Origin of the sequence: Pelomonas sp. SE-A7, from assembly GCF_030345705.1 — a bacterium.
Taxonomy (GTDB): domain Bacteria; phylum Pseudomonadota; class Gammaproteobacteria; order Burkholderiales; family Burkholderiaceae_C; genus JAUASW01.
On sequence record NZ_JAUASW010000002.1, the window covers coordinates 866,223 to 883,499 of the forward strand.

Genomic DNA, 17,277 nt, shown 5'->3' on the forward strand with positions numbered 1-17,277 from the left:
TCAGGGCAGGACTTCGCGCACCGCCTCCAGGTAGCGCGGAAAGGCCTGCAGGTCGTTGTGGCCGGCGCCCGGGATGCGCACCAGGCGCGACTGCGGCTGGCCGGCCTGCAGGCTTTCGCTCTGGGCCGGCGGGATCAGCTCGTCGCGGTCCCCATGGATCAGCAGCAGCGGACCCTGCCAGGCCTGCAGCGAGCCGGCCGTGTCCAGCGGATAGCGCAGCAGCGGCGTGGGCAGCAGCGGGAAATGCAGGCGCATCAGCTCGACCATGCGCGTGAACGGCGAGACGAGGATCAGCTGCTCGGGCCGCACCTCGGCCGCCAGCCCGGCCGCCAGGGCCGTGCCCAGCGAGCGGCCGATGATGATGCGGCGCTTGCCGGCGTACTGCGGTGAGACCAGGTCCCAGGCCGTGCGCACATCGGCCCGCAGTTGCGCCTCGCTCTCGATGCGGCCGCCGCTCTTGCCGTAGCCGCGGTAGTCCAGCATGAAGAGGTCGTAGCCGGCGCGCCGGTAGAAATCGGCATTGGCGAACCAGCCCTGCAGATTGCCGCCATTGCCGTGCAGGTAGAAGACCAGGCCCTTGGGCTCGTCCAGCTTCAGGTGCAGGGCCGACAGCTCGGCGCCACCGGCCACCGGCAGGCGCAGTTCCTTCACGTCGGCGCCGAAGTCGTAGTGGTGCTCGGCCGGCAAGGCCTCGGGAAAGAAGATCAGCCGCTCCTGCCGCAGGTAGATCCAGACCAGGCCGGCCAGCAGCAGCAGGCCCAGGCCCAGGCCCATTCGAAACAGCCAGGCGCTCAGCGTCGTGGACATGTTCTTCGTCGTCGCTCAGCGGGCCAGGCGCAAGAGCTTGCCGCTGTCGGTCAGCAGCAGGAGCGCGCCATCCGGCGCCTGGCGCACGTCGCGGAAGCGCTCGCCGAGGTCGCCGAACATCGAGGTCCGCGCCGTCACCTGGTTGCCATTGAGCTGCAGCCGCCACAGCGCCTGCCCGGCCAGCGCGCCGGAGAACAGCTGGCCCTGCCACTCGGGGAACATGGCGCCGGTGTAGAAGGCCAGGCCCGCGGGCGCGATGGAGGTCGGCACCCAGTAGGTCAGCGGCTCCACATAGGTCGGCGCATGGATGCCACCGCCGAGCCGGCAACCGTCGCCAACCGGGTCGCCGTAGTTGCAGCCATAGCTCTTCACCGGCCAGCCGTAGTTGGCGCCGGCGCGGGCGATGTTGATCTCGTCGCCGCCCTGAGGCCCATGCTCGCTCACCCACAGTTCGCCGGTGGTCGGATGCAGGGCCGCGCCTTGCGGATTACGGTGGCCCAGGCTCCAGATACCGGGCCGCGCGCCGACGCCGAAGGCCGGGTTGTCGTTCGGCAGGCTGCCGTCGCGGTTGATGCGCACCACCTTGCCCAGGGTCTGTGCCAGGTCTTGCGCCGGGCTGCCCTGCTGGCGCTCGCCCAGGGTCACGAACAGGGTCTTGTCGCGAGCGAACACCAGGCGTGAGCCGAAATGCCCGCTACCGGTGACCTTGGGCGCCTGGCGGAAGATCACCGTCACGTCCTGCAGCGCATTGCCGACCAGGCGACCGCGTGCCACCGAGGTGCCGGCCCGGCCGGCCTCGGCGCCGACGCCGGGTTCGGAATAGCTGAGGTAGACCCAGGGCGTGGTCGAGAAATCGGGATCGATGGCCACATCCAGCAGGCCGCCCTGCCCGGCCGAATTGACCGCGGGCACACCGCTGATCGTCGTCGCCACGCCCTGGCCTCCGGCCGGCAAGCGCACCAGGCTGCCGCCGCGCTGGGTCACCAGCATCTGGCCGTCGGGCAGGAAGGCCAGGCCCCAGGGGTTCTGCAGGTCGCTGCGCAGCGTGGTCAGCTGCGGCGGCGTGGTCGGCACGGGCGTCGGTGCAGGTGTGGGCGCAGGTCCAGCCGAAGCGCCACCGCCGCCACCGCATCCTGCGATCAGCCACAGCAGCAGGCCCAGCAGGGTCCAGGCGGAGCGACGGTTGCTTTGCATGACGGAGCTCCCTGCGTTCATTGCGGGTCGAGCGGGCCAGTCTAGTGCAGGGGCTTGCGCCTGTTGGTGACCAAGCGTAGCTTGCCGCCATGGCTGCCAGGGAGACCGGATGAAGAACCCGCTGCGGAGACGACTAGTCTGTGCCTTGCTGCTGCTGACGCTGGCCCTGCCGGTCCGGGCCATCGACCCCGGCGTGGTGCTGGACTGGGCGGCGCAGGCCACGGCCAGCATAGAAATGCTGCCCGCGTCGCGCCAGCCGCGCGCGTCGGCAATGGTCGATCTGGCCGTCTTCAATGCGTTGAACGCCATCGAGCCCCGCTACCGCGGCTACGGCCCGCCGCTGGAAGCGAGTCCGCAGGCCTTGCCGGAAGCGGCCGTGGCCGCCGCCGTCTGGGGCGTGCTCAGCAATGAGCCACAGGCCGAGCACAGCCGCCTGGCGCGCGCCTACCAGGACGCCATCGCCCGCCTGCCCGAGGGCGCGGCACGCCAGGCCGGCATTGCGCTGGGCCTGCGGGCGGCCCAGCAGCTGATTGCGCTGCGCGCCGAGGATGGCTTCGAGCACGTGGCCGGCCCGCAGCCGGCGGCTTCCAGCGGCTTGTTCCAGACGATCCCGGGCCGCGGCGCCTCGGCCTTCCGGATCAACAAGCAGCCCTTGAACCCGCTGGGCGTGATCAACATCGACCGCTTCGAGCCGGGCGCCCCGCCCTCGCCTGAAAGCGAACTGGCCAAGCGCGAACTGGTCGAGGCCAAGACGCTCGGAGGCCGGCAGAGCAGCAGCCGCACGGCCGACCAGACGGCGGCCGCCCTGTTCTGGAACTCGGGCCCGCCGGGCGACGAGCAGCAGTTCATCCGCGGCCTGCTCCATGCCCAGCCGCTGCCCGCGCTGGAGACGGCGCGCCTGCTGGCCCTGCTGTCGATGAGCGACTTCGACTCGCGCCTGCTGGGCAGCCGGCTCAAGCTCAAGCACCAGCGCTGGCGCCCGCAGACCGCCATCGCCAGCGAGTTCACGCCGGCTGCGCAGCGCGATGCGAGCTGGCTGCCGCTGCTGCGCACGCCGGTCGATCCCGAGTACCCATCGGGTTATGCGCTCTGGGCCGGTGTGCTGGAGGCACTGCTGCCGCTGGTCCAGCCCAAGGCACTGGAGCGCTTCAATTCGGCCACCGGCCAGACCCGGCAATGGGCCAGCGTCCAGGCCCTGGCCGAGGAGATGGGCCAGTCGCGGATCTGGGGCGGCGTGCATTTCCGCAGCTCCATCGAGGCCGGCCGCCGACTGGGCCGCCAGGTGGCCGAGGAAATCCTGGCCAACCAGCTGCAGCCGCTGGCGCGCTGAGGCTCAGCCCAGGCGCTTGAGCGCCGCGCTGACCGCCGGCAGAAGCCGCGCCTTCAGCGCCTCGTCGCGTAGCTCGTTGAGGCTCACATAGAGCGGCCAGAGGAACTCGCGGGCGTTGTGCAGGCGGGCCAGCTCGGCGGTTGTGGGTGTCGAGGAAGGTGGCAGCACGCTGGCCAGGGCGCCGTTCAGCCATTGCTGCCATTCGTCGGCCGACAGCTCGCCGCGCCAGGCCGCGAACAAGGCCGGGCGGGCCAGGCGCTGGCCTTCGCCGAACTGGTAGGCATGGGCTTCGCCGGCCAGCACTTGCGAAGCCACGGCCTGCAGGATGCGGCGCTGGGCCGCGCCGTCCAGGGCCGGGTTCAGACTCAGCTGCATCAGCAGGTCGGCGCCATGGGCCACGCCATGGCGCCAGCCCTCGCCGGGCGTGTAGCCGCGCCTGTCCTTGACGCTGGCCAGGTAGGCGCAGGCCTTGGCCAGCAGCTCGGCGCGCTGCTCCGGATTCAGGAAGGGCTGCAGCCGGTCGACACGAGCGACCTCGGCCAGCGTCAGGGCCGCGAATGGCGCGTGGACGCCGGCAGCGTCCTGACTTTGCAGAGCAAGCAGCAAGGATTCACGCAGCGACTGCAGCGTGGCGGGCTGCAAGGCCTTGGCACGCATCCATTGCGAAAGCAGCTCGAAGGCCAGGCCGTCGCGCAGCGCAGGGTCAGGGCTTGCCAGGCAGCCGGCCAGCGCCAGGGCCTGGGGCTGGAGAGCCGCAAGCTCGGCTTCGCTGGGCTGCGCCTTCAGCGCCGATTTCATCTCGGCCGCCCGCGGCGGGCAGGCTGCAAGCGTGGTGGCACTGAGGCCGGAGAACAGCAGCAAGGCAGGCAGCAGGCGGCGCATGGATCCTCGTCGTCAAGTCATGGGCGCAGCAGCGGCAGCGGAAAGCTGGCCAGGCTGGCATGGCCGCGCTTGGAGAGGGCCTGCACGCCGAAGACCAGATTGTCTTTGGACACCGGCAGCCGGACTTTGGTCACGTCCTTGCCCAGCTCGCGCGACTGCTGCCACGCGACCGAATCGGTATTGCGCCAGACCACACGGTAGCCGGCCAGCTCGGGCTCAAGGTTGGGCGACCAGCTGAGCGTGCTGTCGTTGCTCAGCTCGCTGGCATCCAGCCTCACATTGCGCGGCGCGGCCGGCGCCAGGGCCAGCGTGGCCAGGCCGGCCGCATTGACCCGGGCCACGTCGGCCACGTAGGCGAAGTCGACGAACTCGGGCAGGTCGCCATAGACCTTGCCGTTCTCGCTGCGCAGGTTCTGGTGCTGGTGGGCGAAGTCCTCGAAGGGCTCGCTGATGCGCACGGCCGGGTAGCCGTTCTCAAGGAAGGGGATGTGGTCGCCGCCGCGCAGGTAGCGGTCACGGCGCTGGATCAGGTTGACCGTGAAGCCGGGCAGATAGCGTTCGCCGGCCTGCTTCAGATGCCGGCCCAACTGGTGCGTCGGCAGGTCCAGCGTGCCGCCGGCCATCACCAGCGGCTGTATCTCCTTGCGCAGCGCCTCCTGGGCCTTGAGCTCAACCTCGCTGGCATTTGCACGCGGCGCGGCCGTCAGTTGACGCAACAGCGGGTCCAGCCCATCGGCGAAAAGGCGCAGCTGCTTGGGGTCGTGCTGGCCGGCGTCGCCGCGCGAGCTGCCGATGATGTCGTTGGTGATCATGGCCTCGACCTGCAGGCCCTTGAGCCGCGCCTGGCGGGCCCAGTGCCGCGCGCCCAGCAGGCCCTGCTCCTCGCCGGCCACGGCGATGAAGACCAGGGTCGCGTCGTAGGAGCGCCTGGCCATGGCGCAGGCCAGCTCCATCACCACGGCCGTGCCCGAGGCATCGTCATTGGCGCCCGGCGCTTCGCCGACGGCGTCCATCACATTGCCATTGCGCGAGTCGTAGTGGCCGCTGATGACCAGCAGCCTGTCCTTGGACGCCGCCGAGCTGCCAGGCAAGGTGGCGACCACGTTGACCACGGTGGTCGGCTTGGGCACCCGGTTGCCGGGCGGCTCGATGAACTCGTCCATCTCGACCTGCAGGCGTCCACCGGCGGCCCGCGAGCAGGCCTGCAGCTCGCGCTGTATCCAGCGCCGCGCGGCACCAATGCCGCGGGTCTCGGACTCGGTATCCGACAAGGTATGGCGGGTGCCGAAGCCGACCAGGCTGCGGATGCGCTGCTCGATCCGCTGGGCCGAGACATCGACCAGCAATTGCTGCACTGCGGGATCGAGGGCGTCGGCCGCTCGGGCCGGGCCTGTGATGGCCATCAGCACGGCAACAAACAGAGCGGCAGGCAGTCGTGTCTTCATACGAACTCCGGAACTGGCGTCGCGGCGATTCTGTCAGTCGTCCGCACAAGGCCCAGTCCTCTTGTGCGCCCCGCGTCCTTGGCCTACCCTGGCCGCAGGCCGGGTCTAGCTAGCTAGGGCCCCGCAAAGCTTGGGTCAGCAGACTAAGGAGCACACCATGTCCAACCCCAGCAACGGCTCCCAAGGGAGCGCCAACCACGGCAGCCCAGGCAGCGCCGGCGGTTCCCACCCAGGGCTTGCGGCCATCCGCAGCCTGGCCCTGGTAGGACCGGCCGGCGCAGGCAAGACCACCCTGGTCGAGGCCCTGCTGCACCAGGCCGGCGCGATTGCAACGCCCGGCAGCATCGAACGCGGCAGCACGGTCAGCGACAACGACCCGCTAGAGAAGCGAATGCAGCATTCGCTGCAGGCCTCGCTGCTGCACATGCAGCATGGCGGCATACGCATTCACGCCATAGACACGCCCGGCGCCCCGGATTTCACCGGCCAGTCGCTGCCGGCCCTGGAAGCGGCCGACACGGCCGTGGTCGTGATCAATGCGCAGAACGGCATCGAGCTGATGGCCTCCCGTTTGATGGACACGGCGAAAGCCCGTGGCCTGTGCCGGCTGGTCGTGGTCAACCGCATCGATGCGCCCGGGGTCAAGCTGCCCGAGCTGCTGGAGCAGCTGCGCGAGAGCTTCGGCCGCGAATGCCTGCCGCTGAACCTGCCCGCCGGCAATGCCAGCCGGGTGCAGGACTGCTTCTTCAGCCGCGAGGGCGAGGCCGATTTCTCGTCGGTCGCGGCGGCCCACCAGGCCTTGGTGGAGCAAGTGGTCGAGGTGGACTCGGACTTCGTCGACCGCTATCTCAACGAGGGCGACGTGGACCCGCGCGAGCTGCATGCGCCGCTGGAACAGGCGCTGCGTGAAGGCCACCTGATCCCGGTCTGCTTCTGCTCGGCCAAGACCGGCGCCGGCGTGGCCGAGTTGCTGGACGTGATCGAGCGACTGCTGCCCAACCCCGGCGAAGGCAATCCGCCGCAGTTCCTGGTCGGCGAGGGGCCCGAGGCCCAGCCGCTGCAGATCGCGCCCGACCCCGAGGCCCATGTGGTCGCCCATGTCTTCAAGATCAACGCCGACCCCTACCTCGGCAAGCTGGGGCTGATGCGGGTCCATCAGGGCACGCTCAAGCGGGGCGCCCAGCTGTTCGTCGGCCATGCTCGCAAGCCCTTCAAGGTCGCCCATCTGTTCATGCTGCAAGGCAAGGAGCACGTAGAGGTCGACCAGGCATTGCCAGGCGAGCTCTGCGCCATCGCCAAGGTGGACGAGCTGCAGTACGACGCCGTGCTGCATGACGCGCAAGAGGACGAGCACATCCATCTGAAGCCACTGGAGTTCCCGGTGCCGGTCCATGGCCTGGCGATCACGCCGGCCCGCCATGGCGACGAGCAGCGGCTGTGGGAGATCCTGATGCGGCTTGTTGACGAAGACCCCTGCCTCAAGGTCGAGCGCACCGGCACGACCAACGAGACCGTGGTCTACGGCCTGGGCGAGCTGCACCTGCGCATGCTGCTGGACCGGCTGCGCGAGACCTACAAGTTCGAGGTCAACACCCAGCCGCCGCGCATCGCCTATCGGGAGACGATTTCCAGCCCGGCCGAGGGCCATTTCCGGCACAAGAAGCAGTCCGGCGGCGCCGGCCAGTTCGGGGAGGTCTACCTGCGGGTGGAACCGCTGGAGCGCGGTGGCGGCTACCAGTTCGTCGACGCGGTCAAGGGCGGCACCATCCCGGGCCAGTTCATGCCGGCGGTCGAAAAGGGCGTGCGGGCCGCGATGGAGAGCGGCGTGGTCTCGGGCAATCCACTGGTCGACGTCAAGATCACCGTGTTCGACGGCAAGCACCATTCGGTGGACAGCAAGGAAATTGCCTTCTTCACCGCCGGCAAGCGGGCGCTGATGGCGGCGGTGCGCGAAGCCCGGCCGCTGGTGCTGGAGCCCATAGTCCAGATCGAGATCAGCGCGCCGGATCACGCCATCGGCGACATCACCGGCGACCTGGCCTCGCGGCGCGGCCAGGTCAACGGGACACGCTCGACCGTGCCTGGCATGCTGACCGTGCAGGGGCTGGCGCCACTGGCCGAGCTGGCGGCCTACCAGAACCGGCTCAACGCCATGACCAGCGGCCAGGGACGCTACACGGTGGCGCTGTCGCACTACGAGGCCGTGCCGCCCAATACCCAGTCGGCCATGGTGTCGGCCTACCGAAGCCAGGAAGAGGAGTAGTACCTCGGGGCAAGGCCTGGTGAACGGAGCTTTATCATTGAGGCCATGTCTTCCGCGCTCCGCGACGTTGCCCAGGTCCGTCTGGACAACGCCCTGCTCCTCTTCGAGGAGTTCGTCTCCGCCACCGTCAAGCACCCCGATGCCGCCGCGCTGCGCGGCCTGGAGCGGCGCTTTGCCGAGCGTCTGCAGATCCAGCCCAGCTACTGGAGCCAGATCAAGAGCCGCTCGCGCCAGATCGGCGAACGGCTAGCGCGGCAGTTCGAGCAGCTGTGCCACAAGCCCCAGGGCTGGATGGATCAGGAGCACAAAGCCCTGGCCAGCCCAGGCCTGGCTGATCAAGATCCCTTGCCCAACCTGCCGCAGGACGACGACGAACGCTTCATCGTCGGCCTGGTGCTGACCTACTACCGGCGCCACCCGCAACGCGCCCGTACCCGGCTGCTGGACCTGCTGGGCGAAGTGCTAACGCCGGGCACGGCCTCCACACCCTCGCTGGCCGCAAGCCCAGCAGCCATCGCGGCTGCAGCCGGCAAGCCCCTGCCGCCGGCCTCGAGCCGAAGCCCGGCGGCGGCTCCCGCCTCCGACATGGACGATTGGCGCCGACTGCAGCAGGGCATCGCTCCGCTCAAGGGCAAGAAGAAGTAGGACCTCCCCCTAACTTGTTTATCTGGTTAGATAAAAAGTACTTGCGCAAGATAATCATTTGTTTATCATTCGCGCAAGTTGCGGCGTGGTTCACCGCAGCGACAAGACAAGTCCTCTTCCCAACCCGGGGCCTGCCCCGCTGAGATCGGCATCGAGAAGCGCCTGAACCGGCGCGACGCGATCACCGCCTCGGCCACCGCAGCGCCCCTGCCGCCGACCGGCGCGCCCGAACGGGCGCAACCCGGTCAGGCGAGACCGATGGTTCTGGCCCGCCTCTGGGGCCGCGTTTCTTTTTCCGTTTCAAACGCTGTGACGTCCGCAGTGGCGCTGCCGCATGGTCCAACGCAACGCGAGCCCCGTCTCGCTCAGGAGATTTCTATGCCCCAGTTCACCTCACCCCGCGCCAACGGCCTGCGCCTGAACAAACCGCGCAATCCGCTGGTAGGCCCGGCCCTGATGCGTCAGGCCGGCCGTCATGGCAGCGGGGCCCAGCGCCAGCAGGCGCAGCAACGACTGCACCAAGAACTGAAGCTGCTCGGCCAGCCCGACCGCAGCCCGTGAAACCCTAGGTCCGATACGAGCGACTCGTGCGGACCGGACCGGAGAGTCCCCATCATGTTGAGACGCGATGATTCCCTGCTCGGCGTTCCCGATCCTGCCGAGGTTCATGCCGCCTGGAAGCGGCGCTTTGCCGGCCTGCTGTTCAAGCTGAGGCCTGCACAACGGCAGGCGAAGCACTCGCCCGCCGCCGAGGCCTGCGCTCCCGAAGGCGCACTGCTTTCCGACGAGGTGCTGGCCCGTCTGCCCAAGGGGCTGACATGAGTCCCCCGTCGAATGCCGTGATGAAGTTCATGGCCCTGCTGTTGCTGCTGCTGGCCGCGCTCAGAATGGCGGCCGGCGAGCCGATATACGATCAAGCGCAACCGGCCAAAGCCAGCCATGAACCAGCCCCCGCATGCCAGTCCCCTGCACCAGGCCCTGCCGGACCTGGCGCGCTGGACCGGCTTCTTCCGCAACGCGGAGATCCCGGTGCTGGCGGCAACCGCCGAGTCGCTTGAGCTGATGCGGGCCAACGAGGACGACGTCGACGCCAACATGCTCGGCGAGCTGATCTCCACCGATCCGCTGATGTCCTTGAAGGTCCTGGCCTATGCGGCAGCGCATCGCAGCAGCCGTCTGGTCACCGACGCAGAAACCGTGACCGCGGCCCTGGTGCTGATGGGCATTCCGCCCTTCTTCCGCGCCTTCGGGCCGCAGCCGACGGTGGAGAGCTGGCTGGCCGACCGGCCCGATGCGCTCGAAGGCCTGCAGCGCGTGCTGCGCCGTGCCGATAGGGCCTCGCGCTTCGCCCTGGGCTTCGCCGCCCACCGGCTCGATCCCGACGCGGCCGTGGTCTACAGCGCCGCCTTGCTGCATGACTTTGCCGAGATGCTGCTGTGGCTGCATGCGCCGGACCTGGCGCTGGAGATCCGGAACCGTCAGCGCGCCGACCGCTCGCTGCGCAGCGCCGAAGTCCAGCAGGCGGTGTTGAACATCGAGCTGGGCGACCTGGAGCAGTCGCTGATGCAGACCTGGCGGCTGCCCGAGTTGCTGACCCAGATCACCGACGACAAGCATGGCCACGATCCTCGTGTGCTTAGCGTGCGCCTGGCCGTCCGCCTGGCCCGGCACTCTGCCGATGGCTGGAGCGACGCCGCCCTGCCCGACGACATACGAGACATTAGCCAACTGCTCAATCTGGACCTGGCGGCCACCGAGCGGCTGCTGCACGAGTTCGACTGATGGCCGGTCCCAGCATCGAGTTCTGGCAGCAGCGCTTCGAGACCGGCCAGACCGGCTGGGACAGAGGCGCGCCCCATCCGCAATTGCAGCGATGGCTGGACGCCGGCCTGCTCCAGCCTGGCCATAGCGTGCTGGTACCGGGCTGCGGGCGAGGACATGAGCTGGTGCCGCTGGCCCGCGCCGGCTTGCTGGTGCGCGGCCTGGACTACACGCCGGCAGCGGTCGTCGAAGCCCGGTCGCGTGTCGAAGCAGCGGGACTCCATGCATCGCAGGCTGCGGTCGAGCAAGCCGATGTGCTGCAGTGGCAAGCATCGCAGATGCTGGATCGCATCTACGAGCAGACCTGCCTTTGCGCCCTACATCCCGACCATTGGCTGGCCTATGCCGCGCAACTGCATACCTGGCTGAAACCCGGAGGCCTGCTGCTGGGCCTGTTCATGCAGGCGCGGCGAGACAGCGCGGCCGAAGGCCGGGTCGAAGGGCCGCCCTACCACCTGGACATCAACGCGGTCAGGGCCCTGTTCCCGTCGGACCGCTGGGACTGGCCGGCACCGCCCTATGCCGCCGAGCCACATTCGCAAGGCTGGGCCGAGCTGGCCGTCGTGCTGACCAAGCGCGGCTGATTCAGACCGGCACGGCCGTCGTGCCCTTGACCCGATCCAGCATGAAGCTGGTCTTGCAGTCCTGCACGCTGGGATGCTTGAGCAGGGTCTCGCTGATGAAGCGCGCGTAATGCGCCATGTCCTGCACCAGTACCCTCAGCAGGTAGTCCATCTCACCGGTGAGGGCCGCGCATTCGACCACTTCGGGCCAGGTCTGCACCGCCGCGCGGAACAGGTCCATGGGGTTGCGCTTGTGGGTCTCGGTGTGCTTTTCCAGGCGCACGTTGATGTAGGCCGTCAGCCCAAGGCCGACCTTCTCGGCGGCTACCAGGGCGACATAGGCGGCGATCACGCCGGACTCCTCCAGCCGCCTGACCCGCCGCAGCACGGCCGACGCCGACAGCCCGACCTCCGCGCCCAAGGCGTCATACGTCACGCGGCCATCGACCTGCAACGCTCTCAGAATGCGCCGATCTATCGCATCGACCTGGGTTGACTGCTCCATGTGGTGGAGTTTTGCAGGATTACTGCGCAATGACCAGTGACGACGCCAAACTTCGCAGGATTCCTGCGGACCCCAGTCCCTAAAGTCTTGCCCTAGCTCAAACCAACCGCAGGAGTCATTCGCGATGGCATTCACCCCCTGGGACAACCCGATGGGCACCGACGGCTTTGAATTCATCGAGTTCGCCGCGCCCGATCCCGCTGCCCTGGGCCAGTTGTTCGAGACCATGGGCTTCACCGCCGTGGCTCAGCACCGGCACAAGAACGTCACCCTGTACCGCCAGGGCGATGTGAACTTCCTGATCAATGCGGAGCACGATTCGTTCGCGCAGCGGTTTGCTCGCCTGCACGGTCCGTCGATCTGCGCCATCGCCTTCCGAGTCAAGGATGCAAATTTCGCCTACCACCGCGCACTCGAACTGGGCGCCTGGGGCTTTGACAACAAGGCCGGCCCGATGGAGCTCAACATCCCGGCGATCAAGGGCATCGGCGATTCGCTGATCTATTTCGTTGACCGCTGGCAGGGCAAGGGCGGCGCCGCCGCCGGCGAGATCGGCAACATTAGCATCTACGACGTGGATTTCGTGCCGCTGCGCGATGCGGCTGGCAAGCCGGTCGAACCCAACCCGGTGGGCCATGGCCTGACCTACATCGATCACCTGACGCACAACGTGTTCCGTGGCCGCATGAAGGAATGGGCCGAGTTCTACGAGCGCCTGTTCAACTTCAAGGAAGTTCGCTACTTCGACATCGAGGGCAAACTGACCGGCCTGAAGAGCAAGGCCATGACCAGCCCCTGCGGCAAGATCCGCATCCCGATCAACGAGAGCAGCGACGACAAGAGCCAGATCGCCGAATACCTGGACCTCTACAGCGGCGAAGGCATCCAGCACGTGGCCCTGGGCACGGACGACATCTACACGACGGTCGAAGGCATGCGCGGTACCGGCGTGGTGTTCCAGGACACCATCGCCACCTACTACGACCTGGTCAGCAAGCGCCTGCCCCAGCATGGCGAAGACCTGGAACGCCTGCGCTCGCTGCGCATCCTGATCGACGGTGCGGCGCACGAAGGCGCCCCGCACGAGCTGCTGCTGCAGATCTTCACCAAGGAAGTGATCGGCCCGATCTTCTTCGAGCTGATCCAGCGCAAGGGCAACGAAGGTTTTGGAGAGGGGAACTTCAAGGCACTGTTCGAGAGCATCGAGCTCGACCAGATTCGCCGAGGAGTCTTGAAGGCCGAAGAAGCCTGACGAGGGACTGGTCGAGCTGCTGTCCAGGCAGGCCAGGAGCCCCGGGTCGAAAGGCCCGGGGCTTTTTTCGCCCCGAGCGTTCACCCCTATGCCCGCAGCAATGCCATGACCTCGGCGGTGACCTGCGGGTCTTCGACCAGGCTCAGATGGCCGCGTCCCGGCAGGTGGAGATTGCGGGCCTGCGGCAAGGTGGCCGTCTCGGCCGGACAGACGATCTGGTCGCAGTCGCTGAAGTAGCAATGCGTCGGGGGTGCGGCGGGAGATGCTCGCACCAATTCATCCAACCAGCGGCTGTGGCGGCGCATCTGCATGGCGTTGCGCGCCGGCGAAAAGCGCGCCATTACTGTGCCCGCATGCGGCGAGCCCAGGGTCACCAGGCCATGGATACGTGCGTCGCGACCATGGCGGCGCCACCAGGCACGCGCGGCCAAACCGCCCATGCTGTGTGCCAGCACCAGCGGCGCCTGGCCCGTGGTGGCCTGTAGCTTGACGACAGCTTGCTCGATCTCATCCACATAGGCATCGATGGAGCCGAAGGCGGGCTCCATGCTCAGCGCCATATGCGGAACGTCCAGCGCTCGCAAGCGTTGCATCCAGCCGTTCCACAGGCCGCGGTTGCAGTTGAAGCCGTGAAGCAGCAACACGCCTCGAGCCGAAGCTGACGGCGGGAGATAGTCCGCATGGCGGTGCTCTGCAAAGGGCTGGCGCCAACTGAACGTGCGCTCCAGGGCCCAAAGCTCCAGCCACCAGGCTCGCAGCAGGTCGCCGACGCCCGGCAGATGCTGCCGGTTGATAAAGGCCAGCGAGATGAACAGCAGCAGCAAGACGATGTTGCGCAGATTGACGGCCAAGACGGCCAGCGCCAAAGCCCAGGGCCAGCCACCGAGCTGCCAGCCCAATGCCAGGCCGCCGGCCCCCAGCAGGCTGCGTATCAGCAGGCTCAATCGTTGCAGTCGCGCGTTCATGCAGCCAGTGTAGGGGCGGGCAAAATCGCAAGCGCCATGGACGATATCGCCGCCCACATCCTCAGCCAGCTCTCGACCGTCGACGTAGAAAGACGTGCGCGCGGCGCCGATCCGATGCTGGAGAACAGGGTCGAGGCCCTGAAGCTCTATCAGCAGCAGCGCTTTGCGCGCACCTATGCGGACCTGCTGGCCAGCGAACGCTATCGCCACGCCGCCCGCTTCTTCCTGGAGGAGCTTTATGGGCCCGGTGATTTCAGCCGGCGCGATGCCCAGTTCGCCCGCGTGGTACCGAGCGTGGTTCGATTGTTCCCGCGAGACGTGGTCACCACGGTGGCCCAACTGGCCGAGCTGCACGCATTGTCGGAGCGCCTGGACAGCCGCATGGGCAAGCTGCATGGTGATGCGAGCTGGGATCGCTTGTCCTACATTCGTGCCTGGCAGGCTTGCGGCATGGCAGCGGAGCGGCAACGGCAGATCGACCTGACGCTGTCGATTGGCGCGGCCCTGGAGGGTTACACCCGCAAGCCCTTGCTGCGGCACGCCCTGCGAATGATGCGCGGCCCCGCTACGGCCGCGGGGATGCTAGAGCTGCAGCAGTTCCTGGAAACCGGCTTCGACACCTTCCGCGAGATGCATGGCGCGGCCGAGTTTCTGCGAACGGTTCGCGAGCGCGAGGAAGCACTGGCGCAGGCGCTGTTTGGGCAACCACCGGCCGACAGCTGTCCCGTCGGTGACGATCCATTGGGGAAATTGCCCTAGGCGCTGGACGCCGGCCTCCCGACCATGTCGTCAGCAAGAGAACGAGACTTAGGAGACATGGTGCAGTACGCAGCGAGCAAGCCCTGGCTGAAGAGCTATCCACCCGGGGTTCCGGCCGAAATCGCCGCCGAAACCTATCGCTCGCTGGTCGAGCTGCTGGAAGAAGCCTTCCGCAAATACGCCTCGCGGGACGCGGCGGCCTGCATGGACCAGCGGCTCACATTCGGCGACATCGACCGCTTGTCCCAGGCTCTCGGCGCCTATCTGCAGGGTTGTGGCCTGGCACGGGGTGCTCGCGTGGCCATCATGATGCCCAATGTGCTGCAGTACACGATCGCCATTGCGGCCATCCTTCGTGCCGGCTATGCAGTGGTCAACGTCAACCCGCTATACACGCCGCGGGAGCTGGAGCACCAGCTGAAGGACTCGGGCGCCGAGGCCATCATCGTGCTGGAGAACTTCGCCGCCACGCTGGAAGAAGTGATTGCGGCGACCCAGGTTCGCCACGTGATCCTCGCTTCGCTAGGGGACCTACTCGGCTGGTGGCGCGGCCCGATGATCAACTTCGCCGTCCGCCACGTGAAGAAGATGGTGCCGGAGTTCCGCCTCCCCACCGGCGAAGGCCGCACGGTGCTGCGATTCAACAAGGCACTGGAGGAAGGCGAGCGCGGCACGCTGCGCAAGGTGGAAGTCGGGCCCGATGACGTGGCCTTCCTGCAGTACACAGGCGGCACGACCGGCCTGTCCAAGGGAGCGACGCTGCTGCATCGCAATGTCGTGGCCAACATCCTGCAAGCCGAAGCCTGGTTTGAGCCCATGACCAGCAAGCTGGGCGGCAAAGCCCTCACCACGGTCTGTGCGCTGCCGCTGTATCACATCTTCGCGCTGACGGCCTGCTACATGCTGGGCGCGCGGCTCGGCATGATGAACCTGCTGATTCCCAATCCGCGCGACATCCCCGGCTTCATCGCCACGCTGCGCAACTATCGGGTCAATCTGTTCCCGGCGGTCAACACGCTGTTCAATGCGCTGGCCAACGATCCGGCCTTTGCGCGACTCGACTTCAGCGAGCTGGTGATCTCCAACGGCGGCGGCATGGCCGTGCAGCAGGCCACGGCCGAGAAGTGGCTCAAGATCACTGGCTGTCCTGTGGTCGAAGGTTACGGGCTGTCCGAGACCGCGCCCGTGGCGACCATCAATCGCATGGACATCACGACCTTCAACGGCAGCATCGGCCTGCCCATGCCTTCTACCGACATCGCCATCCGCGATGACGATGGCAAGGACGTGGCGCTGGGCGAGCGGGGAGAAATCTGCATTCGCGGCCCCCAGGTGATGGCCGGCTATTGGCAGCGCCCCAACGAGACGGCCAACGTCATGACCGCCGACGGCTTCTTCAAGAGCGGCGACATCGGCGTGATGGATGAGCAGGGCTTCGTGCGCATTGTCGACCGCAAGAAGGACATGATCCTGGTGTCCGGCTTCAATGTGTATCCGACCGAGATCGAGCAGGTCGTCAGCATGCATCCCGGCGTGCTTGAGTGCGCAGCCGTCGGCATCCCGGACGCGCGCTCGGGCGAGGCGGTCAAGCTCTTCGTGATCAAGAAGGATCCGACCCTGGCCGAAGAGGATCTGGCCAGCTTCTGCGCCGAGCAATTGACCGCCTACAAGCGGCCCAAGTACATCGAGTTCCGCGACGACTTGCCCAAGACCAACGTGGGCAAGATCCTCCGCCGCGAGCTCCGTAGCAACACGGCATGAGCGATGCGGCGACGGCGCTCTTACCCGATGACGTTCGGATACTGGAGCGCGGTTGGCTGTCGTCGAACTCCGTGCTGCTGCGCGGCGACGGCAGCGGCGCAGTGCTGGTCGACACCGGCTACTGCACGCATGCTGAGCAGACATCAGCATTGGTCCGACATGCCCTGTGGGGCGAGCCGCTACGGCTGATCGTCAATACGCATCTGCATTCCGATCATTGCGGCGGCAACGCCCGCCTGGCGGCAGAGCATGGTTGTGCGATCTGGGTCCCGCCTGGCGAGTTGGCAGCGATCATGGCCTGGGATGAAGAGCGCTTGAGCTACCGGCCCACTGGCCAATCTTGCGACCGCTTCGCGCCCGAGCGGGCGTTTCGGCCGGGTGAAGTCCTTGTGCAGGGTGGGCGCGAATGGCAGGTGCTAGCCGCCCCCGGACATGACCCCCATTCGGTCATCCTGTTCGAGGCGGTGACCGGAATCCTGGTGTCGGCCGACGCCCTTTGGGAACATGGCTTTGGCATCGTCTTTCCAGAGCTCGACGGCTCGCGTGGTTTCGATGAAGTAGCGCAAACACTGGACCTGATCGCTGCGCTACCCGTCCGCCTGGTGATTCCCGGCCACGGCAAGGCCTTTGTCGATGCAGAGACCGCCTTGCAGGAGGCGCGCTCGCGCCTGGACTTCTTCCGTACTCATCCCGAGCGGCATACGCGGCATGCGGCCAAGGCTCTGCTGGTCTTCCACATGCTTGAGCTGCAGCGCTGTCAGCGCGCCGAGCTGCTGGCATGGCTTCAAGCCACGCCCATCCATGTCCGAATGTGGCAATTGCATTTCGCCGACCGTCCATTGCCGCAATGGAGCGAGGAACTCCTGCAGGAGCTATGTCAGGCCAAGATATTGCAGCTAGAGGGTGGAATCGTCAGCGTGTGCTGACTGGAATTACATCTCACGTTTCCAGCGCCGCGACTCCAATCCCGCAAAAGCAAAACCCCCAGCCTCTTTGGAAGGCTGGGGGTTTGCGGGGTAAATAGCCTGACGATGACCTACTTTCACACGGGAATCCGCACTATCATCGGCGCTGACTCGTTTCAC

17 protein-coding genes are annotated in these 17,277 nt (G+C 67.2%); 11 read left to right on the plus strand and 6 right to left on the minus strand.

The window, feature by feature from the left end:
* A complete protein-coding gene (locus QT382_RS17890) occupies positions 1 to 807 on the minus strand; it encodes an alpha/beta hydrolase (RefSeq protein WP_289255442.1) in 807 nt (268 codons plus the stop codon).
* 15 nt (positions 808 to 822) lie between these two features.
* Complete coding sequence (locus QT382_RS17895; RefSeq protein WP_289255443.1) at positions 823 to 2,001, minus strand: PQQ-dependent sugar dehydrogenase; 1,179 nt, start codon at positions 1,999 to 2,001, stop codon at positions 823 to 825.
* Between the two features lie 109 nt (positions 2,002 to 2,110).
* Here QT382_RS17895 and QT382_RS17900 point away from each other — a divergent pair, with 109 nt between their 5' ends.
* Positions 2,111 to 3,331: a vanadium-dependent haloperoxidase gene (locus QT382_RS17900; RefSeq protein ID WP_289255444.1), complete on the plus strand. Its 1,221-nt coding sequence runs from the start codon at positions 2,111 to 2,113 to the stop codon at positions 3,329 to 3,331.
* 3 nt (positions 3,332 to 3,334) lie between these two features.
* Here the strand turns inward: QT382_RS17900 and QT382_RS17905 are convergent, their stop codons facing one another.
* A complete protein-coding gene (locus QT382_RS17905) occupies positions 3,335 to 4,213 on the minus strand; it encodes a DUF2785 domain-containing protein (protein ID WP_289255445.1) in 879 nt (292 codons plus the stop codon).
* A 17-nt stretch (positions 4,214 to 4,230) separates the two neighbouring features.
* Complete coding sequence (locus QT382_RS17910) at positions 4,231 to 5,658, minus strand: M28 family metallopeptidase (RefSeq protein WP_289255446.1); 1,428 nt, start codon at positions 5,656 to 5,658, stop codon at positions 4,231 to 4,233.
* A gap of 157 nt (positions 5,659 to 5,815) precedes the next feature.
* Between QT382_RS17910 and fusA the strand changes: the two genes are divergently transcribed.
* The 6 genes from fusA (at position 5,816) to QT382_RS17940 (ending at position 10,971) form a co-directional block, all read left to right on the plus strand.
* Positions 5,816 to 7,921 carry an elongation factor G gene (gene fusA, locus QT382_RS17915; RefSeq protein ID WP_289255447.1) on the plus strand — a complete coding sequence of 702 codons (2,106 nt, stop codon included), beginning with the start codon at positions 5,816 to 5,818 and terminating at the stop codon, positions 7,919 to 7,921.
* A 45-nt stretch (positions 7,922 to 7,966) separates the two neighbouring features.
* A complete protein-coding gene (locus QT382_RS17920) occupies positions 7,967 to 8,566 on the plus strand; it encodes a hypothetical protein (RefSeq protein WP_289255448.1) in 600 nt (199 codons plus the stop codon).
* A 378-nt stretch (positions 8,567 to 8,944) separates the two neighbouring features.
* Positions 8,945 to 9,127 carry a hypothetical protein gene (locus QT382_RS17925; RefSeq protein WP_289255449.1) on the plus strand — a complete coding sequence of 61 codons (183 nt, stop codon included), beginning with the start codon at positions 8,945 to 8,947 and terminating at the stop codon, positions 9,125 to 9,127.
* A 54-nt stretch (positions 9,128 to 9,181) separates the two neighbouring features.
* On the plus strand, positions 9,182 to 9,388 hold the full coding sequence (locus QT382_RS17930) for a hypothetical protein (RefSeq protein ID WP_289255450.1): 207 nt from the start codon (positions 9,182 to 9,184) through the stop codon (positions 9,386 to 9,388).
* 117 nt (positions 9,389 to 9,505) lie between these two features.
* Positions 9,506 to 10,348 (plus strand): HDOD domain-containing protein, encoded by an 843-nt coding sequence (locus tag QT382_RS17935; protein WP_289255451.1) that lies wholly within the window; start codon positions 9,506 to 9,508, stop codon positions 10,346 to 10,348.
* The gene (locus QT382_RS17940; RefSeq protein WP_289255452.1) at positions 10,348 to 10,971 is read left to right on the plus strand and encodes a methyltransferase domain-containing protein; all 624 of its coding nucleotides are present in this window, start codon (positions 10,348 to 10,350) and stop codon (positions 10,969 to 10,971) included. Before QT382_RS17935 ends, QT382_RS17940 begins: the two co-directional genes overlap by 1 nt.
* A gap of 1 nt (position 10,972) precedes the next feature.
* Here QT382_RS17940 and QT382_RS17945 read toward each other — a convergent pair whose 3' ends face one another.
* Complete coding sequence (locus QT382_RS17945; protein WP_289255453.1) at positions 10,973 to 11,455, minus strand: Lrp/AsnC family transcriptional regulator; 483 nt, start codon at positions 11,453 to 11,455, stop codon at positions 10,973 to 10,975.
* Between the two features lie 124 nt (positions 11,456 to 11,579).
* Here QT382_RS17945 and hppD point away from each other — a divergent pair, with 124 nt between their 5' ends.
* Entirely contained in the window at positions 11,580 to 12,707 is a 1,128-nt protein-coding gene (gene hppD / locus QT382_RS17950; protein ID WP_289255454.1) for a 4-hydroxyphenylpyruvate dioxygenase, read from the plus strand.
* An 86-nt stretch (positions 12,708 to 12,793) separates the two neighbouring features.
* Here the strand turns inward: hppD and QT382_RS17955 are convergent, their stop codons facing one another.
* Entirely contained in the window at positions 12,794 to 13,672 is an 879-nt protein-coding gene (locus QT382_RS17955; protein ID WP_289255455.1) for an esterase/lipase family protein, read from the minus strand.
* Between the two features lie 36 nt (positions 13,673 to 13,708).
* On the opposite strand from QT382_RS17955, the gene QT382_RS17960 reads away from it, so the two are divergent.
* The 3 genes from QT382_RS17960 to QT382_RS17970 are packed head-to-tail and all read left to right on the plus strand — an operon-like array spanning position 13,709 to position 17,118.
* Positions 13,709 to 14,431 carry a DUF8198 family protein gene (locus QT382_RS17960; RefSeq protein WP_289255456.1) on the plus strand — a complete coding sequence of 241 codons (723 nt, stop codon included), beginning with the start codon at positions 13,709 to 13,711 and terminating at the stop codon, positions 14,429 to 14,431.
* A gap of 60 nt (positions 14,432 to 14,491) precedes the next feature.
* Positions 14,492 to 16,192 (plus strand): long-chain-fatty-acid--CoA ligase, encoded by a 1,701-nt coding sequence (locus tag QT382_RS17965; RefSeq protein ID WP_289255457.1) that lies wholly within the window; start codon positions 14,492 to 14,494, stop codon positions 16,190 to 16,192.
* Positions 16,189 to 17,118, plus strand: coding sequence for an MBL fold metallo-hydrolase (locus QT382_RS17970; protein WP_289255458.1), 930 nt, complete (start codon positions 16,189 to 16,191; stop codon positions 17,116 to 17,118). Before QT382_RS17965 ends, QT382_RS17970 begins: the two co-directional genes overlap by 4 nt.
* Positions 17,119 to 17,277: the final 159 nt, after the last annotated feature.

What these genes read in the sequence shown, in the direction of transcription:
- QT382_RS17890 (WP_289255442.1), bottom strand. Translation starts at nt 807, where the DNA reads ATGTCCACGACGCTGAGCGCCTGGCTGTTTCGAATGGGCCTGGGCCTG.
- QT382_RS17895 (WP_289255443.1), bottom strand. Translation starts at nt 2,001, where the DNA reads ATGCAAAGCAACCGTCGCTCCGCCTGGACCCTGCTGGGCCTGCTGCTG.
- QT382_RS17900 (WP_289255444.1), top strand. Translation starts at nt 2,111, where the DNA reads ATGAAGAACCCGCTGCGGAGACGACTAGTCTGTGCCTTGCTGCTGCTG.
- QT382_RS17905 (WP_289255445.1), bottom strand. Translation starts at nt 4,213, where the DNA reads ATGCGCCGCCTGCTGCCTGCCTTGCTGCTGTTCTCCGGCCTCAGTGCC.
- QT382_RS17910 (WP_289255446.1), bottom strand. Translation starts at nt 5,658, where the DNA reads ATGAAGACACGACTGCCTGCCGCTCTGTTTGTTGCCGTGCTGATGGCC.
- fusA (WP_289255447.1), top strand. Translation starts at nt 5,816, where the DNA reads ATGTCCAACCCCAGCAACGGCTCCCAAGGGAGCGCCAACCACGGCAGC.
- QT382_RS17920 (WP_289255448.1), top strand. Translation starts at nt 7,967, where the DNA reads ATGTCTTCCGCGCTCCGCGACGTTGCCCAGGTCCGTCTGGACAACGCC.
- QT382_RS17925 (WP_289255449.1), top strand. Translation starts at nt 8,945, where the DNA reads ATGCCCCAGTTCACCTCACCCCGCGCCAACGGCCTGCGCCTGAACAAA.
- QT382_RS17930 (WP_289255450.1), top strand. Translation starts at nt 9,182, where the DNA reads ATGTTGAGACGCGATGATTCCCTGCTCGGCGTTCCCGATCCTGCCGAG.
- QT382_RS17935 (WP_289255451.1), top strand. Translation starts at nt 9,506, where the DNA reads ATGAACCAGCCCCCGCATGCCAGTCCCCTGCACCAGGCCCTGCCGGAC.
- QT382_RS17940 (WP_289255452.1), top strand. Translation starts at nt 10,348, where the DNA reads ATGGCCGGTCCCAGCATCGAGTTCTGGCAGCAGCGCTTCGAGACCGGC.
- QT382_RS17945 (WP_289255453.1), bottom strand. Translation starts at nt 11,455, where the DNA reads ATGGAGCAGTCAACCCAGGTCGATGCGATAGATCGGCGCATTCTGAGA.
- hppD (WP_289255454.1), top strand. Translation starts at nt 11,580, where the DNA reads ATGGCATTCACCCCCTGGGACAACCCGATGGGCACCGACGGCTTTGAA.
- QT382_RS17955 (WP_289255455.1), bottom strand. Translation starts at nt 13,672, where the DNA reads ATGAACGCGCGACTGCAACGATTGAGCCTGCTGATACGCAGCCTGCTG.
- QT382_RS17960 (WP_289255456.1), top strand. Translation starts at nt 13,709, where the DNA reads ATGGACGATATCGCCGCCCACATCCTCAGCCAGCTCTCGACCGTCGAC.
- QT382_RS17970 (WP_289255458.1), top strand. Translation starts at nt 16,189, where the DNA reads ATGAGCGATGCGGCGACGGCGCTCTTACCCGATGACGTTCGGATACTG.